Source organism: Paracoccus shanxieyensis, from assembly GCF_009711265.1.
Classification (GTDB): domain Bacteria; phylum Pseudomonadota; class Alphaproteobacteria; order Rhodobacterales; family Rhodobacteraceae; genus Paracoccus; species Paracoccus shanxieyensis.
On sequence record NZ_WMII01000014.1, the window covers coordinates 66941 to 82059 of the forward strand.

The 15119-nt window shown below is 66.9% G+C and carries 17 protein-coding genes; 8 read left to right on the forward strand and 9 right to left on the reverse strand.

The window, feature by feature from the left end:
• The first annotated feature begins 4 nt into the window (after positions 1 to 4).
• From ssuD to GL284_RS14815, 7 genes are all read left to right on the forward strand, one after another.
• Positions 5 to 1192, forward strand: a complete 1188-nt coding sequence (gene ssuD, locus GL284_RS14785; protein WP_155045409.1) for an FMNH2-dependent alkanesulfonate monooxygenase — start codon at positions 5 to 7, stop codon at positions 1190 to 1192.
• Between the two features lie 12 nt (positions 1193 to 1204).
• Entirely contained in the window at positions 1205 to 2665 is a 1461-nt protein-coding gene (locus tag GL284_RS14790) for an FAD/NAD(P)-binding protein (protein ID WP_155045410.1), read from the forward strand.
• A gap of 17 nt (positions 2666 to 2682) precedes the next feature.
• Positions 2683 to 3261: an FMN reductase gene (gene msuE, locus GL284_RS14795; RefSeq protein WP_155045411.1), complete on the forward strand. Its 579-nt coding sequence runs from the start codon at positions 2683 to 2685 to the stop codon at positions 3259 to 3261.
• 13 nt (positions 3262 to 3274) lie between these two features.
• Positions 3275 to 4246 (forward strand): aliphatic sulfonate ABC transporter substrate-binding protein, encoded by a 972-nt coding sequence (locus GL284_RS14800; RefSeq protein ID WP_155045412.1) that lies wholly within the window; start codon positions 3275 to 3277, stop codon positions 4244 to 4246.
• Between the two features lie 15 nt (positions 4247 to 4261).
• Positions 4262 to 5086: an ABC transporter permease subunit gene (locus GL284_RS14805; protein WP_155045413.1), complete on the forward strand. Its 825-nt coding sequence runs from the start codon at positions 4262 to 4264 to the stop codon at positions 5084 to 5086.
• Positions 5073 to 5849, forward strand: a complete 777-nt coding sequence (locus tag GL284_RS14810; RefSeq protein WP_155045414.1) for an ABC transporter ATP-binding protein — start codon at positions 5073 to 5075, stop codon at positions 5847 to 5849. Before GL284_RS14805 ends, GL284_RS14810 begins: the two co-directional genes overlap by 14 nt.
• Before the next feature lie 106 nt (positions 5850 to 5955).
• Positions 5956 to 7218 carry an MFS transporter gene (locus GL284_RS14815; RefSeq protein WP_155045415.1) on the forward strand — a complete coding sequence of 421 codons (1263 nt, stop codon included), beginning with the start codon at positions 5956 to 5958 and terminating at the stop codon, positions 7216 to 7218.
• Here GL284_RS14815 and epmA read toward each other — a convergent pair.
• A complete protein-coding gene (epmA, locus tag GL284_RS14820; protein ID WP_155045416.1) occupies positions 7215 to 8270 on the reverse strand; it encodes an EF-P lysine aminoacylase EpmA in 1056 nt (351 codons plus the stop codon). The genes GL284_RS14815 and epmA overlap by 4 nt on opposite strands.
• 115 nt (positions 8271 to 8385) lie before the next feature.
• On the opposite strand from epmA, the gene efp reads away from it, so the two are divergent.
• Positions 8386 to 8952 carry an elongation factor P gene (efp, locus tag GL284_RS14825; protein ID WP_155045417.1) on the forward strand — a complete coding sequence of 189 codons (567 nt, stop codon included), beginning with the start codon at positions 8386 to 8388 and terminating at the stop codon, positions 8950 to 8952.
• 27 nt (positions 8953 to 8979) lie between these two features.
• Here the strand turns inward: efp and GL284_RS14830 are convergent, their stop codons facing one another.
• Genes GL284_RS14830 through phnG form a run of 8 tightly spaced genes read right to left on the reverse strand, consistent with a single transcriptional unit; the run spans position 8980 to position 15070 of the window.
• A complete protein-coding gene (locus GL284_RS14830) occupies positions 8980 to 10110 on the reverse strand; it encodes an alpha-D-ribose 1-methylphosphonate 5-triphosphate diphosphatase (protein ID WP_155045418.1) in 1131 nt (376 codons plus the stop codon).
• Positions 10107 to 10631, reverse strand: coding sequence for a phosphonate metabolism protein/1,5-bisphosphokinase (PRPP-forming) PhnN (phnN, locus tag GL284_RS14835; protein WP_155045419.1), 525 nt, complete (start codon positions 10629 to 10631; stop codon positions 10107 to 10109). Before phnN ends, GL284_RS14830 begins: the two co-directional genes overlap by 4 nt.
• A complete protein-coding gene (gene phnL / locus GL284_RS14840; RefSeq protein ID WP_155045420.1) occupies positions 10628 to 11311 on the reverse strand; it encodes a phosphonate C-P lyase system protein PhnL in 684 nt (227 codons plus the stop codon). The genes phnN and phnL overlap by 4 nt, the downstream gene beginning before the upstream one ends.
• Before the next feature lie 4 nt (positions 11312 to 11315).
• The gene (gene phnK / locus GL284_RS14845) at positions 11316 to 12134 is read right to left on the reverse strand and encodes a phosphonate C-P lyase system protein PhnK (RefSeq protein ID WP_155045421.1); all 819 of its coding nucleotides are present in this window, start codon (positions 12132 to 12134) and stop codon (positions 11316 to 11318) included.
• Positions 12134 to 12967, reverse strand: coding sequence for an alpha-D-ribose 1-methylphosphonate 5-phosphate C-P-lyase PhnJ (locus GL284_RS14850; protein ID WP_155045422.1), 834 nt, complete (start codon positions 12965 to 12967; stop codon positions 12134 to 12136). Before GL284_RS14850 ends, phnK begins: the two co-directional genes overlap by 1 nt.
• A complete protein-coding gene (locus GL284_RS14855) occupies positions 12964 to 14070 on the reverse strand; it encodes a carbon-phosphorus lyase complex subunit (protein WP_155045423.1) in 1107 nt (368 codons plus the stop codon). The genes GL284_RS14850 and GL284_RS14855 overlap by 4 nt, the downstream gene beginning before the upstream one ends.
• Positions 14070 to 14651, reverse strand: a complete 582-nt coding sequence (gene phnH, locus GL284_RS14860) for a phosphonate C-P lyase system protein PhnH (protein ID WP_155045424.1) — start codon at positions 14649 to 14651, stop codon at positions 14070 to 14072. The genes GL284_RS14855 and phnH overlap by 1 nt, the downstream gene beginning before the upstream one ends.
• Positions 14648 to 15070, reverse strand: coding sequence for a phosphonate C-P lyase system protein PhnG (phnG, locus tag GL284_RS14865; RefSeq protein WP_155045425.1), 423 nt, complete (start codon positions 15068 to 15070; stop codon positions 14648 to 14650). The genes phnH and phnG overlap by 4 nt, the downstream gene beginning before the upstream one ends.
• Between the last annotated feature and the right edge of the window lie 49 nt (positions 15071 to 15119).

Below are 15119 nucleotides of genomic sequence, written 5' to 3' on the forward strand. Positions count from 1 at the left end.
GCATATGACCATTCCAACCCCCGAAAAGATCAAGGTTTTGTGGTTTCTGCCCACGCATGGCGATGCGCGCTATCTGGGCACGTCCGAAGGTGGCCGGTCTGTGAACCTGCCCTATCTGCGCCAGATCGCGCAGGCGGCGGATGAACTGGGCTATTTCGGTGTGCTGCTGCCCACGGGCCGCAGTTGCGAAGACAGCTGGGTCGTGGCTGCGGCCCTGGCCTCGCAGACGCAGAAGCTGCGCTTTCTGGTCGCCGTGCGGCCGGGGCTGCAATCGCCGACGCTGGCCGCGCGCATGACCGCGACGCTGGACCGGCTGTCGGGCGGGCGGCTGCTGATCAACGTGGTGACAGGCGGCGATCCGGTGGAAAATGCCGGCGATGGCATCCATCTGGATCACGCCGAACGCTATGAGGTCACGCAGGAGTTTCTGGATGTCTACAAGGCCCTGCTGGCCGGTGAGACGGTCAATCATCATGGCAAGCACCTGAAGATCGACGACGGCAAGCTGCTGTTTGCGCCCCTGCAACCCTCGGGCCCGCCGCTGTATTTCGGCGGCTCGTCCGAGGCGGCGAATGCGGTGGCGGCCAAGCAGGTCGACAAATACCTGACATGGGGCGAGCCGCCCGCGCAGGTCCGCGACAAGCTCGAAAGCGTCCGCCGTCTGGCCGAGGCCGAGGGGCGCGATGTCAGTTTCGGCATCCGCCTGCATGTCATCGTGCGCGAGACCAATGCCGAAGCGTGGGAGGCCGCCGACCGGCTGATCAGCCGTCTGGACGACGCGACCATCGCCAAGGCGCAGGAAACCTTTGCCCGCATGGACTCGGTCGGGCAGCGCCGCATGGCCGCGCTGCATGGCGGGCGCCGCGACAAGCTGGAGATCAGCCCGAACCTGTGGGCGGGCGTCGGCCTTGTGCGGGGCGGTGCGGGCACGGCGCTGGTCGGCGATGCCGAAACGGTGGCCGAACGGATCGACGAATACCGCCGCGTGGGCATCGATACCTTCATCATGTCGGGCTATCCGCATCTGGAAGAGGCCTACAGCTTCGGGGAACGCGTCCTGCCGCTGCTGCCGCTGGATCATCCGCTGCCGCAGGCGCAGCTTTCCGCGAATATGGGTCCGTTCGGTGAAACGGTGGGCAATGATTATCGCCCCGCCACCGCGCCCCGGCCCGTTCTGGTGACCGGAGGCTGACAGGTGAACCTGATGCCCATGTCCCACGTCACTGCGCCGCTGCGGGTCGTCATCGTCGGCGGCGGCCTGTCCGGGGCCTCGCTGGCCTGGCATCTGGCGCAGATGCAGGTTCCGGTCGTGGTCACGGTCATCGAGCCACGCGCCGAACTGGGCCGCGGTCTGGCCTATTCCACGACCGAGCCCACGCATCGCATCAACGTCCCCGCGCATCGCATGTCGCTGGACCCCGATCACCACGATGATTTCGCGGATTGGCTGCGCGAGGCCGCGGCCAGCGGCAGGCTGCCGCCCGACGATCAGGCCGATGCGGGACGCGGCGACCTGTTTCCCCGGCGCGAGGTCTTTGGCCAATATGTGGCCGACCGCCTTGCTCCGCATCTGCAGGCCGGGGCGGTGCGCCATCTGCGGGCGCGGGTGCAGGACATCCAGCGCAATGAGGACGGCTCGCTGCTGCTGCATCTGTCCGATGACGGTCTGGTGCGCGCCGATCTGCTGGTGCTGGCGACAGGCCATCCGCCGCCCGCCGTGCCGAAGGTTCTGGCTGGCCTTTCGGGGCAGGGCCCGCTTGTCGCCGATCCCTATGATCCGGCGCAGCTTGCCCGGGTGCCCAAGGACGCGCGGGTGCTGATCATGGGTGCTGCGCTGACCTCGGCCGATGTCATCGCGACGCTGGACCGGCAGGGTTTTCAGGGCCAGATCACCTGCATCTCGCGCCACGGTCTGCGCTCGCGCGGGCATGGCGAGGTCATCCGCGAATCCGAGGTGGATTTCACCGATCCGCCGCTTCAGGGCGCCTCGGACCTGCTGCGGCGCGTGCGCCACGCCATCGTGGACGATCTGGCGCAGGGGCAGGGCTGGCAGGCGACGATCCAGCGCGTGCGCGATCAGGGCGGCGCGATCTGGACCGCGCTGGACAGCGCCGCCCGCCGCCGCTTGCTGCGCCATCTGCGGACCTATTGGGACGTGCACCGCTTTCGCATCGCCCCGCAGGTCGAGGCCGTGCTGGACCGGCTGATCGGGGCGGGGCGGCTGCGCTATCTGGCCGGTCACCTGACCTCGGCCATGCCGCAGGCGGATGGCTCGGTTCAGGTGGCGTGGCGGCTGCGCGGCACGCGGCAGATCCAGCGGCAGCCGTTCGACCGTGTGATCGTCACCACCGGCCCGGCGCATGACCGATGTATCGACGGCAACCCGGCGCTGTCGGCGCTGGCGCGGCTGGGGCTGATCGCGCCCGATCCCCTGGGTCTGGGTCTTGATACCACGCTGCGGGGCTGGGCGCGCGACCCGAAGGGCCGCGACAGTGACCGGGTGCTGATCGCCGGGCCCTTGGCGCGGGGGCAGGTGGGCGAGCTGGTCGGTGCGCCCGAATGTTCGGTTCATTCGCTGCATCTGGCACAGGAAATCGCCCTGCACGCTACTTTCGGGCCGACGGCCCCATCCATCGAACATGCCCGCGCGGTCGGGCAGGACTGAAACGACAGGAGTTTTCCATGACAACCCTGACCATTGCCGGTTTCGCCGGCAGCTTCTCGGTGCCCTCGCGCACCCGCTCACTGGTCGAATCCGCCATCGAGCTTGCGACCGAACGGTTCGACGTGACCGGCCATGTCTTCGATCTGGGCGAGCTTGGCCCTTCGCTGGGCAATGCCCGCAGTCTGGGCGATCTGGACGCGCAGGCGCGCGATCTGGTCCATTCGCTGATCCATGCCGACGCGCTGGTCATCGCCAGCCCGACGCATAAGGGCAGCTATGCCGGATTGTTCAAGCATGTCTTCGACCTGTTGGATCCCAGCATGTTGCAGGGCAAGCCGATCCTGTTGGCCGCCACCGGCGGCGGCGACCGTCACGCGCTGATGATCGAGCACCAGCTTCGCCCGCTTTTCGCCTTTTTCGAGGCGCAGACGCTGGGCACGGGCATCTATGCCTCGGACCGCGAATTCGTCGGCGGCAAGCTGGCGGACGAAGCGGCGCGGGCGCGCTTGAGCCGCGCCGTGAACCAGCTTGCCCCCTTCCTTCCGCCCCGTGCCGCCCAACCGGCAGCCGAGCCCGCCATCCTCAAGGCGCTTTGACAGGAGCCAGATCATGACCACGACAATTTCCCGCCGCCATGCGCTTGCCCTTGGCCTTGGCATGGCGGCGCTGGCAGCGCCCGGCATCCTGCGCGCCGCCCCGGCAAAAGCCTTGCGGGTCGGCTGGCAAAAGGGCGGGCTTCTGGGACTTGTGAAAGGCTCGGGCGCGTTTGAACAGGCGCTGGCCGACAAGGGCATCCGCGTCAGCTGGTCGGAATTCACCTCAGGCCCGCCGCTGCTTGAGGCGCTGTCGGCCAATGCGCTGGATTTCGGCTATACCGGCAATGTGCCGCCGATCTTTGCCCATGCCGCGCGCGGCAATCTGGTCTTTGTCGGCGCGGGCCAGGGCTCGCGCGAGGGGCATGCCATTCTGGTGCCCAAGGACTCGCCCATCCAGACGATTGCCGACCTGAAGGGCCAGACCGTCGCCTTCAAGCGTGGCAGCTCGGCGCATTATGCGACGATCAAGCTTTTGCGCACGGCCGGGCTGACGCTGGACGACATCAAGCCGCAGGATCTGGCGCCGCCCGATGCCATCGCCGCCTTTGATGCGGGCGCCATCGGCGCATGGACGATCTGGGATCCCTATTTCGCCGCCGCGCAGGAACGCCCCAACACCCGCGTTCTGTCGACGACCGAACAGCTGGAGCCGGAGTTCAACTTCTATTCGGCCAATGGCAACTATGCCAAGGACAACCCCGAACTGATCGCCACGCTGGTCGATACGGTCAAGGCCGTGGGCCAGCAGGGGCAGGCCGATCTGCCCACCACCATCGCCACACTGTCCAAAGCCACCGGCCTGCCGGAAAGCGTGATGCAGCGGTTCCTGACCCGCAAGGGCAGCGATCTGGGGCTGGTCGGCTTTATCGAGCCGAAACACATCGCCTATGAGCAGGGCGTCGCGGACGAGTTTTTCAAGCTGAAGATCATCCCCCGGCAGCTGGACATCGCCTCGGTGGTCTGGACGCCGCAAACCGCAAGCTGAAGGAAAGGATAGCAGATGAGCCTGACCGACACCCTAAGTGCCGTCCGCAGCCGCAGCCCGTCCTGGCGACCCAGCCTGCCCGGACGGCAGGCGCTGCTGCCCTATGCCGTGCCCGCCGCCATCCTGATCCTGTGGGAAATCGCCGGCGCCACGGGGCTGATGGCCGACACGATCATGCCGCGCCCATCGACCATTTTCGCCACCGCGCTGCGGCTGACGGCCTCGGGCGAGCTGTTCACGCATCTGGGCGTATCGGCTGCCCGCGCGCTGGCCGGTCTGATCGTCGGCGGCAGCATCGGCTTTGCGCTTGGCGTGGCCAATGGCGTCTCGCGCCTGTCCGAGACGCTGACCGACACCACGCTGCAGATGATCCGCAACATCCCGCATCTTGCGCTGATCCCGCTGGTCATCCTGTGGTTCGGCATCGGCGAAGGCGCGAAACTGTTCCTTGTCGCGCTTGGCGTGTTTTTCCCGATCTATCTGAACACGTTGCATGGTATTCGTAATGTAGATTCTCAGCTAATCGAGATGGGACGGGCTTACGGCATGACCTCGCGCCAGTTGTTCCGCCGCATCGTGCTGCCGGGCGCGCTGCCTTCGATCTTTGTCGGGCTGCGTTACGGGCTGGGCATCATGTGGCTGACGCTGATCGTGGCGGAAACCCTGTCGGCCTCGTCGGGGCTTGGCTACATGGCGATGCAGGCGCGTGAATTCATGATCCTTGATGTCGTGGTGCTGTCGATCCTGCTTTACGCCGCCCTTGGCAAGCTGGCCGACACCCTGACCCGTGCGTTGGAACGCCGCGCCCTGAAATGGAGCCCCGCTTATGCAGGCCGTTAACCTTCTTCCCCGCGATATCGACGTGCCCCCCATGCTGCGCCATGGCGAAGGCGCGGCGGTCAAGCTGTCGCATGTCAGCCGCAGTTTTGACGGCAACCGCGTGCTCTCCGGGTTGGATCTGACCGTGCGCCCCGGCGAGTTTCTGTCCATCGTCGGCAAAAGCGGCTGCGGCAAGTCCACGCTGCTGCGGCTGATCGCCGGGCTGGACAAGCCCACATCCGGCACGGTCACCGTCGATGGCAAGCCTGCGACGCAGGCAGGCGACCGGCTGCGCATCATGTTTCAGGAACCCCGCCTGCTGCCCTGGGCCTCGGTCGCCGAAAATGTCGCGGTCGGCCTCCGCGGTGGCCCCGACCCGACATCCGTGGCCGATGCGCTGGCGGCGGTGCAACTGCCCGACAAGGCCGATTTCTGGCCCGCGCAGCTGTCGGGCGGCCAGCGGCAGCGCGTGGCGCTGGCCCGCGCGCTGGTCAGCCATCCGGGCCTTCTGGTTCTGGACGAGCCGCTTGGCGCGCTGGACGCGCTGACGCGGCTGACCATGCAGAACCTGATCCGCGACATGCACGCCAAGGCGGGCTTCACCGCCATCCTTGTCACCCATGACGTGGCCGAGGCCGTGGCCCTGTCCGACCGGGTGATCGTGCTGGGTCAGGGCGGCATCCTGTCGGAAACCCAGATCCTGCGCGTCGGCCCCACCACGCGCGGCAGCGCCGAACTGGCTGCCATCGAGGCCGAGATCCTTGACGCGATCTTTGCCGCCTGAACAGGCAGCGGCCCCGCCGACGTGATCGCAATCGCGTTAGCGGGGTTGTCATGTCCGGTCAGGCATGTTGACCTGTCCCCCTACCGATGCCGAACACCGAAAGCTTATGTTGAAAAGCATTTTGCCGCTGGGTGCGCTTCTTCTGGGGTCCGCCTTTCTTCTTTTCGCCGGGGGCGTGAACGCCCTGATCCTGCCCATTCGGGGCGAGATTCAGGGCTTTACCGCCGCCTCTCTGGGGCTGCTGGGCACGGGCTGGGCCGTTGGCTATGTCGCCGGTTGCGTGCTGACGCCCCGGCTGGTGCAGCGCGTGGGGCATGTGCGGGTCTTTGGCGCGATGTGCGCCTTTGCCGCCATCTCGATCCTGCTGTCGCTGCTGATGATGTCGCCTTGGGTCTGGATCCCGCTGCGCGGCCTGTCGGGCTTTTGCTTTGCGGGCGCGGCCATGGTGGTGGAAAGCTGGCTGAGCGAACGGGCCGAGCAAAGCGCGCGCGGCCGCGTCTTCGGCGTCTATACCATGGTGAACCTGTCGGCGACGACGGCGGGGCAGATGGTGCTGACGCTGGGCGATCCGCGCGGCTATCTGTTCTTTGTCCTTGCTGCGATCATCTATTGCCTGGCGCTGCTGCCGACCGCCGTGTCGGCCACCTCGACGCCCGCGCCGCTGGCCAGTGTCCGGCTGGATCTGCGAGCCTTGTGGCGCAACTCTCCGGTCGCGGTGTTTGCGGTCTTCATGGTCGGCATTTCGAATGGCAGCTTCGGCACGCTGGCGCCGGTCTATGCCGCGCGGGCGGGGCTGACGCTCAGCGATATCGCGCTGTTTGCCAGCGTGCCGGTGCTGGCGGGGGCGCTGGCGCAATTGCCGGTGGGCTTTCTGTCGGACCGTCTGGACCGCAGGCTGGTGCTGATCGGCACGGCGGTCATCGCGCTGGGGGCCGATCTGGTGTTCATCCTTGCCGCGCCGCAGGGGCCTGTGGGCAATCTGGTGGTCGCGGGCTGGTTCGGGGCCATGGTCTTTGCCATGTATCCGCTGATCGTGGCCCATGCCAATGACCACGCCCCCGCAGGCACGGCCATTCAGGTCAGCGGCGGGCTGCTGCTGGTCTTTGGCGTCGGCACGATGATCGGCCCGACGGTGGCGGGTTTTGCGATGACCGGCTTTGGCCCGGTCAGCCTGTTCTGGGTCACCGGGTTCGCCCATGCCGCGCTGATCGGCTTTGGGTTGGTCCGCATCCGCGCCCGCACCGCCCTGCGCCCCGAGGAAAAGACCGCCTTCCGCATGGCCCCGGCCACCCGCGCCGTCACCCCCGAAACCGTGGCGCTGCGCGAGGTCAGCGACGCCCCCCCGCCCGAGGAGCGGCAGGCCGCCTAGCCCTGAATGCCGCCCTGACCGCCGCCCTGGCCGTCGCTGACCGGGGTCCAGATCACGTCCTCGATCCGCGGCGCGCCGGTGGCCAGCATGACCAGCCGGTCGAACCCCAAGGCACAACCCGAGGCAGGCGGCATCTGCGCCAGCGCCGCCAGAAAATCCTCATCCAGCGGATAGCGTTCGCCATAGACGCGCGCCTTTTCGTCCATCTCCTGCAGGAAGCGGCGGCGCTGCTCGGCGGGATCGGTCAATTCGCCAAAGCCATTGGCCAGTTCGATGCCGCAGGCGTAAAGCTCGAACCGCTCGGCCTCGCGCGGGTCGGTGGCGGGCCGGGCCAGCGCGGCTTCGGCGGCGGGATAGCGGTCAAGGATCAGCGGGCGGCCATGGCCCAGATGCGGTTCCACCTTTTCGACCAGCACGCGCGACAGGATGTCGGACCATGTGTCATCGGGCGCGGTGCGCAGATCGGTCTGCGCGCGCAGCGCCTCGACATCGGTATCGGCGCCGTCGCAGGTGGCCAGCAGGTCGATGCCCGCATAGTCGCGAAAGGCCTCGGCCACGGTCATCACCTGAGGCGTGGCATAGGGATCGCAGGTGGCGCCGCGATGCTGCAGCAGCGTTGCCCCCGCAGCCTGCGCCGCCAACCGCAGGAACGCCGCGCAATCGTCGAACAGCACATGATAATCCTGCCCCACGCGATACCATTCCAGCATGGTGAATTCGGGATGATGGCGCGGCGTGCGTTCGCGGTTGCGCCAGACATGGCCAAGGCTGAAGATGCGCGGCTCACCGGCGGCCAGCAGCTTCTTCATGGCAAATTCCGGGCTGGTATGCAGATACATCGGCTGCGCCATGCCGTCATTGCCGATCATCTGCGTGGCGAAACCGTGCAGATGCGCCTCATTTCCGGGGCTGATGGCAAGGGCCGAGGCGTCCACCTCAAGGAAATCCTGCCTGCCCAGCCAGTCGCGGATCGCCGATTGCGTGCGGTTGCGCGCCATCAGCAGCGGGCGGCGTTCGGCATGATATTCGCGGTTCCACCACGGCGTTGACATGCAATATCCTTTCCAGACTGGCATTGCAGCGCGCAAGGCGTTATTGAACCCCATCTTTGCCGGCCCTCGCATAGCCGGTGATCCGGTATTTGAAAAGCACGCAAGGAAACGCGCCTTGAAAGTCATCGCCTCCAGCCTTCGCAAAGGCAATGTCGTCGAAATCGACGGCAAGCTTCATGTCGTCCTGACGGCGACCAACTTCCACCCCGGCAAGGGCACGCCCACGACGCAGGTCGATCTGCGCCGCATCGCCGACGGCAACAAGGTGTCGGAACGCTGGAAGACCACCGAACAGGTCGAACGCGCCCATGTCGACGAACGGTCCTATGACTTCCTGTATGAAGACAGCGAAGGCTACCATTTCATGGAGCCGGAAAGCTATGCGCAGGTCGTCGTGGCCCCCGATGTCGTCGGCGACGACAAGGTGTTTCTGGAAGACGGCATCCGCGTGTTCCTGCAGGTTCACAACGATGTGGTGATCGCCATCGAACTGCCCCAGCGCGTCACCGTCGAAGTGGCCGAGACCGAGCCGGTGGTGAAGGGTCAGACCGCCTCGTCCAGCTACAAACCCGCCATCGCCCATAACGGCGTGCGTATCATGGTGCCGCCCCATATCGGCGTCGGCACCAAGGTCATCATCAATACCGAAGACCTGTCCTACGTCGAACGCGCAAAAGCATAAGGAAAAGGGGGCCTTGCGCCCCCTTTTTCATCCCACCCGGCGGCCTTCGACCCAGACGCCGGTGACACGCGCCGTGCGCTCCATATCCGCCAGCCGGATCAGGTCGGCACGCAGGCCCACGGCAATCCGCCCCCGGTCATCCAGCCCCGTCGCGCGCGCGGGCGCATCTGTCACCGTGCAGAAGGCGCGCGGCAGATCGTCCCACAGCCGCGCCAGATGACAGGCCCCCAGCAGCAGGCTAGAGGGCACATAATCCGACGAGATGATGTCCAGCAGCCCGGCCTTCGCCAGAAGCTCGGCGGCGATATTGCCCGAATGCGACCCGCCCCGGATCAGGTTCGGCCCGCCCATGATGTTCAGGATGCCGTGGTCATGGCCCGCCCGTGCGGCTTCCTCGGTCGTGGGAAACTCGGCCAGCCTGACGCCATGCGCGGCGCTGACGGCGACCTGAGCGGCATCGGTATCGTCATGGCTGGCCAGTGTCGCGCCCAGACGGCGGGCCGCGGCGACTGCGCCTGCCTCATGCGCGTCGCCGAAGCGGGCGCGCAGATCCTTCAGCCGCGCGACATGTTCGTCGAACTCGGCATTGCTCAGCCCTTTCGAGCCCTGCACATATTCCGCAAGCTTGCTGATGTCGCGAAACTGGCGCTGGCCGGGCGTGTGATCCATCAGGCTGACCAGCCGCACGCGGTCGCCCGGGGTGAACTCGGCCAGCTCATCCATCAGGGTTTCGCTGCAGATCTCGGTGCGCAGGTGGATGAAATGGCTGATGCGCAAGCGCCGCGCCGCGACCAGAGCGTTGATTTCCGTGACCAGAGGCCGGGCATATTTCGCATAACCCGCGCCATCCTTGGGGATCGAGCCCACCCGCACCGCATCGAATACTGTGGTGATCCCGGTCGAGGCAAGCTCGCCATCATGGGCAAAGATCGCCGCCGAATGCGGCCAGTTCACGCCCGGACGCGGCTGGATGTGGCGTTCCAGATTGTCGGTATGCAGCTCGATCAGACCGGGCGCCAGATGCGCGCCGCCGCAATCCTCGGCGCCTGCGGGCACGGCGTCGCCTTCGGTGATGGCGGCGATCCGGCCATCTTCGATATGGACCTGCCCGCGCATCACGCGGTCGGCAAGGATCAGTTGGGCATTGGCCAGTATCATGCGTTCACCTTGTCCAGCGCGGCCAGAAAGGCCCTGACCGCTGTCTCCACAGTTTCGGAATTGTCGATATGCGTCACCGGCAGGCCCTCGGGCAAGGGGCCGGTCCCGCGCGCGATGCGGGCGGCGATCTGCCCGGCATCCTCGCGGCCCCGTGCGGACAGGCGCTTGGCCAGAACCTCGGGGCGGGCGGTGATGTGGATGACATGCAGCCCCGGCAGAACCGTCGCCGCCTGCGCCAGGGCCCGGCGCGACAGGTTCACCAGCACGGGCCCGTCCAGAAAGGCGTCGCGCGGCAGGCCGTAGCGCAGGCCATGCGCCTGCCAGTCCAGCAGGAACCGGCCCTGCGCCTGCATCTGCGCGAAAGCCTCGGGCGTGACGCCCTCGAAATCTTCGCCCCCCGAACCCGAGGGACGGGTGATGACCCGCCGCACCAGCCGCAGATCGGGCCGGATCGCGCATGCCGCCAGCATCAGCGTATCCTTGCCCGCACCTGACGGGCCGACCACCGCGACATGCGTCATGCCTGCACCTCGGGACGGAAGCCCGTCACGTCGACGACCCGGTCACACAGCCGGTCCCGCGCGCCCTCATCGTGGAAAATGCCCAGAATGGCGGTGCCGCGTGCCTTGGCCTCCTCGATCAGTTGCATCACCGTCTCGCGGTTCTGCGCATCCAGGCTGGCCGTCGGTTCGTCCAGCAGCAGCGCCGGATAGGGATGGATGAACCCGCGCGCGATATTGACGCGCTGCTGCTCGCCGCCCGAAAACGTGGTCGGCGACAGCGACCACAGCCGCTCGGCGATGCGCAGGCGCGACAGCAGATGCGCGGCGCGGGTTTCCGCCTCGGGCTGGGGCACGCCAAGCGCCAGCAGCGGCTCGGCCACGACCCGCAGCGTCGGCACGCGCGGCAGCACGCGCAGAAACTGGCTGACATAGCCCAGACCGGCGCGACGCATCGCGATGATCTGGCGCGGCTCGGCATGGCTGACGGTCAGCCCGCCCACGCGGATCACCCCGGCATCGGTGCGGTAATTGCCCCAGATCATCCGCATCAGCGTGGATTTCCCCGCGCCCGAGGCGCCGGTCAAGGCCACGCATTCCCCCGGCGCGACCGCAAGGCTGGCGCCCTGCATGACGCGCAGCACCGTGCCGCCCTGATTGTGCAAGGTGAATTCCTTGGCGACGTTTTCAGCAAGGATCATAGGCTCACACCTGCAAGACAGAGGACACAAGAAGCTGGGTATAGGCATGCTGCGGATCATCCAAGACCTGATCGGTCAACCCGCTTTCGATGACATGCCCGCCCTTCATCACCATCAGCCGGTCCGCCAGAAGCCGGACCACGGCCAGATCATGCGTGACCAGCACGACAGACAACCCGATATCGCGCACAAGGCCGCGCAGCAGATCCAGCAGCCGCGCCTGCACGCTGACATCCAGCCCGCCGGTCGGCTCGTCCATGAAGGCAAGCCTCGGCCCGGACACCAGATTGCGCGCGATCTGCAAGCGTTGCTGCATGCCGCCCGAAAACTGCCGCGGCCGGTCGTCGATCCGGCCCGGATCGATCTCGACCCGCTCCAGCCAGTCGGCGGCCGTGGCGCGGATGCCGCCATAATGCCGCGCACCATTGGCCATCAGCCGCTCGCCGACATTGCCGCCGGCGCTGACGCCCAGCCGCAATCCGTCGCGCGGGTTTTGATGCACAAAGGCCCAGTCGGTGCGACCCAGATGCCGCCGCGCGGCCTCGCTCAGGGTCAGGGTATCGACCGGACCCTGATCGCGCGTGTCAAAGACGACCGATCCCGCATCGGGCCGCAACTGACCCGACAGGCAGCCAAGCAGCGTGGACTTGCCCGATCCGCTTTCGCCGACGATGCCCAGCACCTCGCCCGGCCACAGATCGAAACCGACGCCGGTGCAGCCGATCCGCGCACCATAGCGCTTCTCGATGCCGCGCACCGAAAGCAGCGGCCGGGCTTCTTCGTTCCGCAAAATACTCCCGCCGGAGGCAAGCTCCCTGTCCATCACGCACCTCCTTCGGCAAATTCCGCGCAATAATCCGTGTCCGAACAGACAAACATCCGCCCCCCGGCATCATCGGTGATGACCTCATCCAGATAGCTGACGGTCGATCCGCAGATTGCACAGGCATGATCCGCCTTCGAGGCCACGAAAGGATGATCGTCGAAATCCAGACTGCGCACGCGGGTATAGGGCGGCAGCGCATAGATCCGCTGTTCGCGCCCCGCTCCGAACAGCTGGATCGCCGGGCAGTCGTCCAGCTTGGGATTGTCGAATTTCGGAATGGGCGAGGGGTCCATGACATAGCGTCCCGCCACCTCGACCGGATAGGCATATGAGGTCGCGATCTGGCCATGCCGGGCGATATCTTCGTAAAGCCGCACCTGCATCAGCCCGTAATCCGCCAGCGCATGGATGCGCCGCGTCTCGGTCTCGCGCGGCTCCAGAAACCGCATGGGCTCGGGGATCGGCACCTGAAAGACCAGAATCTGATCCTCGGTCAGCGGGATTTCCGGCACGCGATGCCGGGTCTGGATCAGCGTCGCCTGACGCGTGCGCTGCGTCACGGCGATCCCGGCGGTCTTCTGGAAGAACTTGCGGATGCTGACGGCGTTCGTGGTGTCATCCGCGCCCTGATCGATGACCTTCAGCACATCCTCGGGGACCAGCGTGGCCGCCGTGACCTGCACGCCGCCCGTGCCCCAGCCGTAAGGCATCGGCATCTCGCGGCTGGCGAAGGGCACCTGATAGCCCGGCACGGCAATCCCCTTCAGGATGGCGCGACGGATCATGCGCTTGGTGTCCTCGTCCAGATAGGCGAAATTGTAATCGCTCATGCCGCGTCCTCCTTGCCTGCGTCGGGCGCACCTGCGTGGGGAATATCGGCGCGCAGGCGCCGCACCAGTTCCAGCTCGGCCTGAAAATCGACGTAATGCGGCAGCTTGATATGCTCCAGAAAGCCGGTCGCCTGAATGTTGTCGCAATGCGACAGCACGAATTCCGCATCCTGAGCCGGCGCGCCCTGATCGTCCTCGCCCAGTTCCTGCCAGCGCAGCGCGCGATCGACCAGCGCCATGGACAGCGCCTTGCGCTCGGTCTGGCCAAGGGTCAGGCCATAGCCGCGGGTAAACTGCGCCGGTTCCGTGCGCGAGCCCTTGAACTGATTCACCGTTTCGCATTCGGTCAGCTCGATTTCGCCAAGCTGGATCGAAAATCCCAGCTCGGGGACCTGCATCTCGACATCGACATGGCCGATGCGCAATTCGCCGACAAAGGCGTGGTTGCGGGCATAGCCGCGCTGCGTGGAATAGGCGAGACCCAACAGAAACCCCTCATCCCCGCGTGCCAGCGCCTGCAGCCGCAAGGCGCGCGCGGCAGGCAGTTCCATCGGCTCGCGCGTCAGATCGCCCGGCGCGTTGCCGTCATCCGCGGCATCCTCGATCAGGCCGTCGCGGTTCAGGAAATCCAGCACATGCGGGGCGGGCAGCGGCTGGCAATCTGCGGCGGCCGGGCTGGTTTCGGGCAGTTCGCCATCTGCCATCAGCCGGAAATCCAGCAGCCGGTGGGTATAATCGAAGGTCGGGCCCAGCACCTGCCCGCCGGGAATGTCCTTGAACGTGCCCGAGATCCGGCGCTTCACCCGCATCGCGCCAGTCTGAACCGGGTCCGAGGCCCCCAGCCGGGGCAGCGTGGTGCGATAGGCGCGGATCAGGAAAATCGCCTCGATCAGATCGCCGCGCGCCTGCTTGATCGCCAGCGCCGCCAGATCGGGATCGTAAAGCGAGCCCTCGGCCATCACCCGCGCCACGGCCAGCGCCATCTGATCGCGGATCTGCGCGGTATCCAGCGCGGGCTGGTCGGGCGCGCCGCGATGGGCGCGGCCCAGCCAGTCATGGGCGGCGTCAATCGCGCGCTCGCCCCCTTTGACGGCAACATACATCAGCGCACCTGTGTCGATCGGGGCAGGGCCGCGATGCGCGATCCTGCGGTGAAGATGGCGTCCCAGCCCAAGGGAAAGCGGGCGTGGTTCGCGGCGAAGGCGGCGGTGTCGGGCAAGGCAAGCTGCGCCTCGTCCTTGATGCCGGGACCGGACAGGGTCGCGGGCGGGGTGATCGGCGGGGCGTCGAAATCATGGCCGTCCACGATCAGCGTCGCGGCGCGGTCGGGATATTCGGGCGTACCGATGGCGAAACGGTCCAAGGGCTGCAACGCCGCCCAGCCGCCAAGCGCAAAGCTGGCCTCGGGCGCGGCAACAAGGGGTGCGGCGCAGTGAAAGGCGATCCAGTCGCGCAGCTCCGGGCTGTCATGGGACGGCGCCAGATAAAGCGGCGTGGTGCGGTCACACAGCACCAGCAGCACCGTCGCCGCCGCAGCCGAGATCGGCGCGGGACCAGCAGCTTGCGCCAGATCCAGCACACTGCCGGGCCGCGACATGGCCGACAGGATGGTGCGAAAGCCGCGTGCGCTGTCATGTGCGGGGCTGGCAAAGCCGCCGGAAAGCCGGGTCGCGGGGGCGTTCATTCGTCCTCTCCTCGGGCCAGGGTGAAGAATTCGACGCGGGTGGCGGCAGCCTCGGCGGCGATCCTTGCGCGGCGGGCGTTCTCTTCGGCGCGCAGGGTGGCGATGATGTCGGGCCGGCCCGCCGCATCGATCAGCGCCGCGCGCAGGGCATGGCCCTTGTCGCGGCCCTGCACATAGCCATGCCCGACCTGACCCGAGGCCAGCCGGACCGAGGCCCGCGTCACGGTGATTTCGCCCAGATTGAAGGCCGCCCCCGTGCCGCCCGCCCGGCCCTGCACCATGACCGTGCCGATTTCCGGCGCGCGCAGCGTCTCATGCGCGGGCAGGTCCGGCAGCAGTTCAGCCAGTCGGGCAGCGGGTGCACGGGCCAGAAGACCCAGCGCGTCGCGGCGGTCGGCGGGGGAAAGACTCGCGCTCATCGAAATTCCTCGGTTGTCTATACAACTATACTTCTTGTAGTGTGATCCA